Source organism: Blautia sp. Marseille-P3201T, assembly GCF_900120295.1.
Taxonomy (GTDB): Bacteria; Bacillota; Clostridia; order Lachnospirales; family Lachnospiraceae; genus Blautia.
The window spans coordinates 95,283-107,055 of sequence record NZ_LT635467.1 but is presented as its reverse complement, the minus strand read 5'-3'; the positions used below and the strand labels follow the sequence as shown (position 1 = coordinate 107,055).

The following is an 11,773-nucleotide window of genomic DNA, read 5'->3' as shown; positions in this document are numbered from 1 at the left end:
GAGGGGCATCGAAGTATGAAAAATGAGTTATTTTCGCTGGCAATACAACGGATAAGAGGAACAAAGAGGAATAGCCTTCTGTTGGGAATTATTCTTCTTTGTTCCTTTGCGTTTACGGTAATCACGCTGGGAATTACAGACAGTCTGAATGAAACAAATGCACAATATAGGCTGGATACCTATGGCTCATGGAAAACCGCAGTTTATAATAGCACGGAAGAGGACAAAGAAATTTTAGAAGAAAATCCTCTTTCAAAGCAAGTAGGAACATTGCTATCCTATGGTAATATCGGAGGTTCAGATACCATTGGAACACCGGATAAAGCTCTCATCGAGATGGGAAATCTGGAGCTTTTGGAAGGACATTTTCCTGAAAAATCAGGAGAAATCGCTATGGAAGCCAGTCTGTTGAGTGCGTTAGGCTACGATTACGAGCTTAATCAAAAGATTGTAATCAGTTTTCAAAAAGATTTAGAAACATGGGTGGAAGCAGAGTTTACTCTTTGCGGTGTACTGAAACAATATTCTCATTTATGGAATTGCGAGGAAAACGTCAGCCTTCCTGCCGCTTTTATTGTAAAAGAGGATGGGGAGAAATTACAGCCATTTCCTGATTATCATTACTTTGTCACTTCTGATAAAGAGCAGGAGGCTTTGACAGGCAGTATTCAGACTGCATTCGGGAAGACGGAGAATAAAAATTTAAAGATTGTAGGCAATACATTTGCATATAATTCCTTGTCAGAGAAAGCAGATTATTACCTCTATCTGGTATTGATTTTGCTTACTACGGTATTGGCAGTTGCTTGCGTTTATTTTGTGCAGATGCAGGAGCAGCTTCGTTCCATTGCCTTGTTTCGCAGTATCGGAGGCACAAAAAAGCAACTGATTGGACTTTTATTTTATGAAACAATGTGTATGGTTGTACCCTGCATTTGCTTAGGAACGATAATTGGAAGCGCAGGCTTGTGGGGGATTTTTAAGGTATTTATCAATGTAAGTTTTACGGATTTCCGAATTTCTATTCCGATTTTCGGATTTTTGGTTGTAACACTTTTATGGCTTGGATCTATCTTTTTCTGTCGTTTGCTGGTGCTTTATCTAGCTATGAAGCAGCCGTTAACAGGAAAAATTACCATGTCCGGAAAGATGGGAAAGCGTTACAGAAGTATAAAAAAAGCTTCTCTTACTTTGCTGGCAGGAATGTTTTCCACAGTAATGTTATTTGTAATGATGGAGAGTATACCGGAGTTTTTTGAAAAGAGATGGGCAGAAAAGGAGAACTCTTACAGGATAGATGCGGCAGAAAAAACAATCAGTGAAGAAGAAGTAAAAGTGTTGGAAGAACTGCCGGGAATAACCAAAGTTTTGCCCTATGGGGAAATGGTAGGAGAGTTGAGCTTTGACAATATGGAAAAAGTGCCTTTAGCATCAGCTTGTAAAGAAAATAAGAACAAAAATCAGCCTATTTTTATGGAACAGCAGAATGCAGACGGTACAACGGAGTATATGTGTTTTCCTAAGGGAATTGGTGTTCGTGTAATTGGTATTCGAAAAGAGTATTGGAAGGACTATTTTGATACAGCCATTTCCGGATTTGATGAGAAAGCTTTTGAAGAAGGAAAAACAGCATTGGTTACTTTTGTTACAGAAGATGACGGAAAAATTACTTTTGACGGTACGGTGTATGAAGATACCGGTTTAGACAAAGAAGATACCATAAATCTGAGGTTCTATGACAGAAATTCAGAGGATTTTCAAAATCCAAGTCTTGCGTCAGAACATTCTTTGAAGCTTGCCGTACAGCCTATGAAGCGGAAACTTCGGGAAGGGGCAGGGAAAGGATATATCGGAAGCTACGGGGCTCATTATAATATTTTAGTGTCAGATAATTTCATGCAGAAGGTGCTTGATGAAAGTAAAAATGCGGAGGTCAGCAGTCATTATACAGGAGGCGATATATACGGCGACAGTAGTGCAGAGATTTATACATCTGTAAATGCAAAATATCTTTCAACAGATTATCTGGTTGCTCAGACTGCAAAAGCTTATGGTACAACCTTGGATAATAATCGAGAAGAAGTGTCTGCACAGGTTCTTTCACATTTGCAGAATTTGCTTCTTATCTGTGTCTGCGGAGGATGTATTGGACTTACGCTGTTCTTACTTTTATGGAATTTGATTACACTTGCAGCCAGATACGAATGTAGAAAGTATGGAATTTTGCAGGCAATCGGTATGTCAAACAAACAAATGTACATTGAAATTTTGAAAAAGGGAGCGCTTACAGGTGTTTCTTCTCTATTCTTAGCATTTTTCTTTTACGGCGTCTATTTTGTAATCAGAGAATGGCTGAAAGTGAGATATGTCATAGAAAATTTTGGAGATAATTATACGTTGAAAGAGGGAATACAGAGCACCTATTATTATTTAGAAATGTGCGGAGTCAGTCTTGAAGTATTTATTTTATTCATAGTTGCGATTTTGATTTTTTTCTTAATCCTGTTCTATTGGTGCAATCGAATTTTGACAAAAACAACATTGATGGAAAAGTTAAAACAATAAGGAAAAGGGGGAATTTTTTATGGGAACTATTTTATCTGCAAAAAATATTTATAAAACATATAAGACATCTTCCGGTGATGTACCTGCACTTCGAGGTGTAAGTCTGGAGGTGGAGAAGGGAATGTTCTATGCCATTATAGGAAAAAGCGGTTCAGGAAAATCTACACTTTTGCACACATTAAGCGGACTTGACCGTCCCACAAAGGGTGAAGTATTTATAAACGGAGAAAATCTTTATCAGTATTCAGATGAGAAAATGGCGGTATTTCGCAGAAGGTATATGGGCTTTGTGTTTCAGCAGTTTAACTTATTGGACGAATTTAATGTATTAAATAATATCTGTATGCCTTTGAAGTTAGACCAGAGAAAAGTAGATAAGCAATTTTTGGAGGAAGTGACAGGACTTTTAAGACTTGAGGATAAATTGAAGAAATATCCATGTGAGCTTTCCGGTGGAGAACAACAAAGAGCAGCCATTGCCCGCTGTCTGTTGGCGAGACCGCAGATTATTTTTGCAGATGAACCTACGGGAAATTTGGATAAAAAGACAGGGGAAGATACGCTGGATTTATTGCAGCAGTGTTCGGAGCAGTTTGGACAGACTTTAATTGTAGTGACACATGATTTGGAAATTGCAAGACAGGCAGATGTAATCGTGCATATTGAGGATGGAAAAATAATTTTATAATTTGAGCTATTGATAAATTTCTTCGCCATCTGTTATAATGGATGTTATAGAATTCCTCTGCAAAGTGGAGGAAAAGTATGAATACATTATTAAAAAATCTTACAATCAAAAATAACTTTATGTTTGCGGCAGTGATGTCAGAGGAGGAAAACTGCAAAGGTTTCTTGGAGCGTGCGCTTTCTATTAAAGTAGACCATGTGGAAATCAGCACAGAGAAAAATATTGTCTATCATCCGGAGTATAAAGGTGTGCGATTAGACGTTTATGCAAAGGATGAAAAGAATACCCGTTATAATATAGAGATGCAGGTACTAAAGCAGCCTGCTTTGGGACGCAGAAGCCGTTATTACCAAAGCCAGATGGATATGGAGCTTTTGGCAAAGGGGTGTGAATATGCAGAGCTTCCCGACAGCTACGTGATTTTTCTCTGTGATTTTGACCCTTTTGGGGAAGGAAAATATCGGTATACTTTTCGAAAAAGCTGTGAGGAAACACAAAAAGCGTCTTTAAAAGACGGACGTTGTATTATGTTTCTAAACACCTGTGGAGAAAACGCAGAAGATGTGCCGGAGGAATTAGTTTCTTTTCTGAAATTTGTGCATGCAGACTTAAAAGAAAGTCAGACGGACTTTCAGGATGATTATGTAAGACAAGTGCAGAAATCAGTCACCCATATCAAGGGGAGCAGAGAAATGGAGGAGAGATTTATGCTTTTGGAATTATTGATGCAAGATGAACGCAGAGAAGGGAGAAAAGCCGGAGAATTAGAAGGAGCACGAGAAATGCTCCAGATGGCATTAAACAGATTTGGAGAACTGCCAGACAATCTCCTGAAAACTTTACATCAACAGCAGGATATAGAAGTCATTAGAAGTTGGATGGAGACAGCATTGAAAGTACAATCATTGGATGAATTCATTTCTAAAATGTAATATCTAAATCATATCTAATTGAAAAATGAGGTTGTTGCATTAAGCGATATCGAGAGTGTAGAAGTATTCCGTATTTCTGCTTAATGTGACAACCCCAGATAGAAACATTTCAACGCCATTTCAGGCAAAATTTCAAAAAAGCAGAGGAATTCTATTTTTCATCTTTAAAAAGCAGGAGAAATATTTTGTCAAAATACTTGACGAACGTAAAAGAAGTGCTTATTATAGATTTTAAGAAAAAGAGTAAAATTCGTTGATGGGAATAAGTAGCCCTTGGTGGAATTTACAGAGAGGCAGCGGCTGGTGGAAGCTGTCAAGAAAGCCAAAAGGTGAAATCATCCCGGAGAAGTAAACTGAAATAAGTAGGTACGCCGGAGTAGAGCCACGTTATAGGTGATACGCATTAAATTGATGTGTGCATGAGCCTGCATATTTGCAGGGAATTAAGGTGGTACCACGACGAGAGTTGTCCTTTTGAGAGGGCAGCTTTTTTTATTTCATAGGAAATTGCGTCCTATGAAATAAAAAAATGCTCCGCAAGGATGCGCAGCTCGCGGAAATGAAATTATCACTTTGTGAACCGCTCGCGCGCGGAAATTGCGTCCTATAAAATAAAAAATGTTTCAGTTTTTAAATACTAAGGAGGATTTGTAATGAAGCTAGGAAAGAAAAAGATGTTACTGGTAAGTTTTATGTTGTTTTCTCTGTTTTTTGGTGCAGGAAATCTGATTTTTCCACCTTTTTTGGGACAGAATGCAGGAGAGAAGATGCCTCTTGCTGTTCTGGGATTTTTGATTACTGCAGTAGCGCTGCCTGTATTGGGCGTTATTGTTGTTGCACGCTTTGATGGTTTGGATAAGCTTTCTCAGAAAGTAGGAGCCAGATTTTCCATGATTTTTACTATTTTGATTTATCTGTCCATAGGACCGGGACTTGGAATTCCACGTGCAGCTTCTGTACCTTTTGAGATGGCGGTGGCCCCTTATCTTCCAAAAGAAGCTTCCGTTACGATATGTATGGTTGGTTTCTCCTTTGTGTTTTTTATTCTGGCAGGGTGGCTTGCCATGAAACCGAATAAATTGGTAGAGCGAATTGGAAAATTTTTAACACCAACCTTATTATTGCTTTTAGTTTTTGTGTTTATAAATTATGTATTCCGCGGGGAAGTAAATATAGCAGCAGCACAGGAAGCTTATGCCGGTAATCCTCTGGCAAAAGGTTTTTTGGAAGGTTATCAGACGATGGATACCATTGCCGCATTAAACTTTGGGTTAGTAGTTGCCACCACAATTACAAGCCTTGGAATTGAGAGCAAAAAGAGCGTTATGAGTTATACTGTTCGTGCAGGTATTTTTGCAGGAACTATTTTATCACTTGTGTATTTAATGCTTTCTTACATGGGAATGGGAAGTTCTGGTGTATTTCCTATTCAGGAAAATGGTGCCTGGACACTGCGCTGCATTGTAGAACAGTTATTTGGAGGTCCGGGAGCAGTGCTTCTGGCAGCGATTTTTACTCTGGCATGTTTGACAACCTGTGTAGGATTGATTACTTCTATTTCCCAGTATTTTTCTACACTTACAAAGAAGATTTCCTATACACAATGGGTATTTTTGATTTCCGGTTTTTCCTTCCTTGTATGCAATCAGGGATTAAATACGATTTTAGGAATATCTATTCCAATTTTAAATGCCATTTATCCGATTTCTATTATGTTAATTGTTTTGGGAATTTGTGAGAGATGGATGAAGAATAATCCGTACATCTATCCAGGCACAATTACAGCAGTAGGATGCATCAGTGTAATTTATGTATTAGATGACCTGAAAGTTCCGTTGGGATTTTTAAGTGACTGGTGTCATGCTCTGCCGCTGTATTCCATGGGACTTGGCTGGGTTGCTGTCGCAATCGCAGCAGTAGCACTCACCAGTGTTTTGTACATAGTTAAGAAACGTTAAATTCTAAATTGTTTGAAGATCCCCTTTATGGACTCATAGAGGGGATTTTTGATTTCCTCTAATGAAACAGGCTGATTAAAAATAATAGGATTATAGCTGATGCCGCTTACCAGTTCTAAAATCATATACATCATAACTTCCGGTGTACGATAGGTATGAGTAGATTTTTCCAGTAAATTTTCATAGATGGTATAAATAGGAGGTATATCCTTACCCGGGGCAAAAAACAGAGAATTCTTAAAAAATCCCCAGCTTAAATGCTTGGACAATAATTTTACAAGATTATGATTTGCCGCCAGCTGGTCTAAAATATTGTCAATAATAAAAAGTACCTGTTCTTCAAAATCTGTGATACTTTCGTGTTTCAACAGCTCATTATAAGCAATCTGAAACACCTGACTTGCCTTGTGACTGATTAAATGATTGCGAATGTCATATTTATCCTTGAAATAAAGATAAAAAGTGCCTTTTGCCACGCCTGCCTGATTTACAATATCAGAGATAGAAGTTTTGTTAAAACCATTGTTAATAAATAAAGAGAAAGCGGACTCTAAAAGGGAGTCCCTTTTTTGTTGCTTGTTATTATCAATTTTACTCATTTCTCCAACCCTCTTTTTCCAAAAAGCTTAAAGTTCTTGCTCAATTATAGAAATGAAATACCATAAAAGTCAAATGAAAAAACAGTTGTAATAAAAATTCCACATTTTGCATAAAAAATAAAATGACTTTTAGTCATAAATTATGTGAAAGAGATATTGACTATTAGTCATTTTTGGAGTATAACAATAAATGACCAATAGTCACAAAGGGAGGAACGATCATGCTAAAGTTGGGAAGAAAAATTGTAAAGTTTCGTATTCCGATTTTTATTTTAAGCCTTCTGCTGTTAATTCCATCAGCAATCGGTTATCTGAATACGAGAGTCAACTATGATGTGCTTTACTATTTACCGGATGATATTGAAACCATGAAGGGACAGAACATTCTGGTAGATGAATTTGGCACAGGTGCATATTCCATGTTTGTATGCGAAGGCATGGAAAACAAAGATGTAGCCGCGTTAAAGAAGAAAATCGAAAAAGTAGACCATGTTTCAAAAGTTGTCTGGTATGACAGTTTGTCAGATATCAGTATTCCTGTAGAAATGCTTCCAGAGAAGATTAAAAAGGTCTTGTTTGCAGATGACTCTACCATGATGTTTATCATTTTTGATACGACAACATCTGCGGACGAAACCATGGATGCCATTGGAGATATTCGAAAACTGGCAGGAAAACAGTGTTTTGTCAGTGGTATGTCAGCGATTGTTACGGATACGAAAAATTTAGCTGAGTCAGAGGTTGCAGTTTATGTATTGATTGCTGTTGTATTGTCCTGTATTGTCCTGGCGCTTACCATGGAGTCTTATTTAATCCCGTTTTTATTCCTGGCAAGTATTGGAATTGCCATTGCGTATAACATGGGAACCAACGTATTTCAAGGTGAGATTTCCTATATTACTAAGGCATTAAGTGCAGTGCTGCAGCTGGGTGTTACTATGGACTATTCCATTTTTCTATGGCACAGTTATCAGGAACAAAGAGAACGATTTGGCAATAACCATAAGGAGGCCATGGCACAAGCCATTGCGGCAACTATCAAATCCGTAGTCGGAAGTTCGATTACTACTATCGCAGGATTTATAGCCCTGTGTTTCATGAGTTTTACATTGGGTATGGATTTAGGGGTTGTTATGGCAAAAGGTGTTATTTTCGGTGTGATTTGTTGTGTAACAGTATTGCCGTCCATGATTATGATTTTTGATAAAGCACTGGAAAAGACAAAACACCGTCAGTTGATACCTGATTTTCCGAAGATACCGGAATTTTTAGTAAAACATCATAAAGCGTTTGCATTTTTATGCGTAGCATTATTTATTCCATTTGCATATTTTCAGGCAAATACTAAGGTGTATTACAATCTGGATGCCAGCTTACCAAGAGAATTAGAGTCCATTCAGGCAAACGAAAAGCTTCAGAAAGACTATGACATGGGTGCAGCTCACATGGTTTTGCTGGATAATAAAATTTCAGAAAAAGACACCTATAAAATGATTGAAGAAATGGAAAAGGTAAAAGGTGTAAAAGAAGTACTGGGACTGGAAACTATTATCGGTCCATCTTTCCCTGAAAGTATGATCCCTGATGATATAAAAGAAATTTTGAAAAGTGATAATTACGAATTGATGTTAATTACAAATCAGTATCAGACAGCATCAGATGAAGTAAATAAGCAGATTGATGAATTAAATAAAATTCTGAAAAAGTATGACCCGGCAGGAATGCTGGTAGGTGAAGCACCATGTACTAAGGATTTAATTGAGATTACAGACCATGACTTTAAGGTTGTAAGTGCAGTTTCAATTTTGGCAGTATTTTTGATTATTTTGTTTGTATTTAAGTCTATTTCATTGCCGATTATTTTGGTTTTGGTAATTGAAGGTGCAATTTTTATTAACATGGGTATTCCGTACCTGACAGGAACAGAGTTGCCTTTTATAGCATCGATTGTAATTGGGACAATTCAGTTAGGAGCAACGGTTGATTATGCTATTTTGATGACCAGCAGATATGAGCAGGAACGATGTTTCGGACATGATAAAAAAACATCCATTAGTATTGCACTGGGAAGCAGTATCAGACCGGTTATGGTATCTGCATTCAGTTTCTTCGCAGCTACTTTTGGAGTTGGACTTTATTCCCAGATTGATATGATCAGCTCTCTGTGTCTGCTTATGGCAAGAGGTGCATTAATCAGTATGGTATCCGTTCTTTTATTCCTGCCGGCAATGTACTGGATTTTCGATGGAATTATATGTAAAACAAGTAAAAACTTTAGATTGAGAAAACAGAAATAGGAGGTTTTTTGATATGAAGAAAAAAAATGTGCAAGCTATGCTGACAGGAATGGCAGTAATGATGTCTGTGATGCTCCCCACAACTTCTGTGCTGGCAGCAGTGCCGGAAAAAGAGCAGACTGTATATGTAAATGCAGATGAAAACGGAAAATCTGAAAATGTGATTGTAAGTAACTGGTTAAAAAATACAGATGGAGAGACTCAACTTAATGATAAAAGTGAACTGAGTAATATTCAAAACGTAAAAGGTGACGAAGAATTTAAACAGGGCAGTGACAGCAGTCTTACATGGGATGCTGATGGAAAAGATATTTACTATCAGGGAGAAACAACCAAGGAACTTCCGGTAGGTGTAAATATTACTTATTATTTAGATGGAAAAGAAATTCAGCCATCTGAACTTGCAGGAAAAAGCGGAAAAGTAAAAATTCGTATTAATTATGAAAATAAACAACAACAGACAGCAGAGGTAAACGGCAAGGAAGAAAATATTTATACACCTTTTATGATGATGACAGCTATGATTTTACCTACGGATGTATTTTCTAATATTGAAATTGAAAATGGTAAGGTGTTGTCTGATGGAAATAACAATATTGTAGTGGGAGTTGGTTTCCCGGGACTTTCTGACAGTTTGCAGCTTTCTGAAACAGAGGAATTAAAGGACTTAGAAATTCCTGATTTTGTAGAAATTACAGCAGATGTGAAAGATTTTGAATTGTCTATGACCGCAACGGTAGCTACTACCGGACTTTTAGATGAATTAAATCTGGGAGAGATAGACAGTGCAGATGAATTAAAAGAAAATATGAATAAGCTTACAGAGTCTTCTACAGCATTAGTGAAAGGAAGCAAAGAATTACAAGACGGTATTTCAAAATTGAATTCTTCTGCAGATACTTTTGTAAATGGATTAAATAGCGCTGATAACGGTGCCGGACAGTTAAAAAACGGTATTGATAAGATGAACAGCAGTAAAGGTGAGTTATTAAGCGGAATTTCTCGTCTGACACAGGGTATGGAAGCTCTGGAAAATGGCGCATCTCAGTTACAGACAGGTGTAGGTTCTTATACAGCAGGCTCTGCGAAATTAGGAGAAGGTATTGCTAAAACAGCAGAAGGAGCATCTACTTTAAAAGGTGGCATTGATACTCTGAATGAGAAGAAAGAAGCACTGGTTCAGGGAATTGGAAATTTAAGTACAGGAAGTAAAGATTTGAAAGATGGTGCACAGGCATTAAAAGATGGTGTTAGTGCATATACAGCAGGTGTGGATAAATTGGATAAAGGTCTGGAACAGTTGAATAACCAGTTACAGGGAGCACTGGGACAGACAGAACAGCTTCCGGAAGCTATAAAAGGAATTACAGAAGGTTCAAAAGCTTTAATTACCGGAGCAGGACAGTTACAGGAAGGTGCGAAACAGGCTGAGGCGGCCGCAGGAAATATGGAAGCCAGTGTAGGCGCTCTGGCACAGGCAGCCGGCGGCGTATCTCAGGGCGCAGGCAGTGCCGCAGGAATTATTGAAAATTATATTGGCAGTTTAAGCGATACCGGTTCAGCAGCAGCTACAGAACAGGCAAAAGCAGCCATTGCCAAAGAAAATGCGGCAGTTAATGCACAGGCAAACGCACAGCAGCGTTCTAATGTAGCAGCAGCTCTTTCAGCTGCAGGGCTGACAGAGGAGCAGCAACAGGCAGTTCTGGCAAATCTGGGTAATATTTCCGTAGGTGTTCAGACTTCTGCAAATATTGAAGTTCCTGCAAATACAGGAAACACGGAAGCAGTGGGACAGTTGAAGAAGATTCAGGCACAGATGGCAGCAGTACAGCAGGAGATTGCAGGTACGGATTTGGGAGCAGTGCAGGAGCAGATTGGACAGTTAAAGACAGGGGCTCAGACGGCGGCAGCAGGAGCAGAGGAATTGACAAAAGGTGTCACAACCTTTGGAGAAGCTGTAAAACCTTTAGGCGGATTTTCCACAATGGCATCTACTTTGAAAGAAGCAGTTGCTGCATTAAAAGCAGGAAGTGGAGAATTATGTAAACAAAATAGTGCTTTAAATACAGGGGCTTCTCAAGTTGCAACAGGTTCTCAGAAAATGCAGGGAGGACTGGAAGCACTGTCAGAGGGAGCAACACAGTTAAGTGCAGGTATCGAACAGCTTACGAACGGAGCAGCCAGTCTGTCAGAGGGAACAGCACAGCTTCAGAGCGGTTCACAGGAATTAAATCAGAATAATGAACAGTTAAATGCAGGAGCAGCACAGCTTGCATCAGGCAGTCAGGAACTTTTAAAAGGCGGTAATACTTTAAGTCAGGGAGCAGGTGTATTAAGTAATGGTATTTCACAGCTTGCATCAGGAGCTTCTTCCTTAAAAGACGGAACTTCTAAGCTTGCATCAGGAGGAAAAGAACTAAAATCCGGTGTAACACAGATTCAGGACGGCTCAGTAAAATTAGCAGATGGAATGGCAGAATTTGATAAAGAAGGTATTCAGAAATTAAGTGATGCCTTAAACGGAGATTTGCAAACTGTTTTAGACCGTTTGAAAGCAGTGGAAGATGCAGATAAATCCTATACAGCATTTGACGGCGCAAGTCAGGATATGAATGGAAAAGTAAAATTCATTATTGAAACAGCAGGAATTGAAAAAGAATAAAAACTTTAGAATTAATTTATTCTTTGTTTCTTGTATAAGAATAGGTGTGAGGAATATACTGTTAGTATTGAC

At 38.3% G+C, this 11,773-nt stretch carries 7 protein-coding genes and 1 other annotated feature; of the genes, 6 read left to right on the top strand and 1 reads right to left on the bottom strand.

Translation table 11 applies throughout. From position 1 onward, the window contains the following. Window positions 1–15 precede the first annotated feature (15 nt). The 4 genes from BQ7352_RS02910 to brnQ all read left to right on the top strand — a co-directional run bounded on the left by BQ7352_RS02910 (window position 16) and on the right by brnQ (window position 6,143). Window positions 16–2,565 carry an ABC transporter permease gene (locus BQ7352_RS02910; protein ID WP_072446826.1) on the top strand — a complete coding sequence of 850 codons (2,550 nt, stop codon included), beginning with the start codon at window positions 16–18 and terminating at the stop codon, window positions 2,563–2,565. A gap of 19 nt (window positions 2,566–2,584) precedes the next feature. Beyond that, window positions 2,585–3,253 (top strand): ABC transporter ATP-binding protein, encoded by a 669-nt coding sequence (locus BQ7352_RS02905; RefSeq protein WP_004223955.1) that lies wholly within the window; start codon window positions 2,585–2,587, stop codon window positions 3,251–3,253. 77 nt (window positions 3,254–3,330) lie between these two features. Next, window positions 3,331–4,185: an Rpn family recombination-promoting nuclease/putative transposase gene (locus BQ7352_RS02900; protein WP_072446824.1), complete on the top strand. Its 855-nt coding sequence runs from the start codon at window positions 3,331–3,333 to the stop codon at window positions 4,183–4,185. 244 nt (window positions 4,186–4,429) lie between these two features. Next, window positions 4,430–4,662 (top strand) — a binding site (T-box leader). Window positions 4,663–4,838: 176 nt separating this feature from the next. Beyond that, entirely contained in the window at window positions 4,839–6,143 is a 1,305-nt protein-coding gene (brnQ, locus tag BQ7352_RS02895; protein ID WP_072446822.1) for a branched-chain amino acid transport system II carrier protein, read from the top strand. On the opposite strand, the gene BQ7352_RS02890 is transcribed toward brnQ, so the two are convergent. Next, window positions 6,140–6,742: a TetR/AcrR family transcriptional regulator gene (locus BQ7352_RS02890; protein WP_072446820.1), complete on the bottom strand. Its 603-nt coding sequence runs from the start codon at window positions 6,740–6,742 to the stop codon at window positions 6,140–6,142. The genes brnQ and BQ7352_RS02890 overlap by 4 nt on opposite strands. A gap of 221 nt (window positions 6,743–6,963) precedes the next feature. On the opposite strand from BQ7352_RS02890, the gene BQ7352_RS02885 reads away from it, so the two are divergent. Continuing rightward, window positions 6,964–9,039, top strand: a complete 2,076-nt coding sequence (locus BQ7352_RS02885) for an efflux RND transporter permease subunit (protein WP_072446817.1) — start codon at window positions 6,964–6,966, stop codon at window positions 9,037–9,039. 13 nt (window positions 9,040–9,052) lie between these two features. After that, window positions 9,053–11,701 (top strand): YhgE/Pip domain-containing protein, encoded by a 2,649-nt coding sequence (locus BQ7352_RS02880; protein ID WP_072446815.1) that lies wholly within the window; start codon window positions 9,053–9,055, stop codon window positions 11,699–11,701. The last annotated feature ends 72 nt before the right edge of the window (window positions 11,702–11,773 follow it).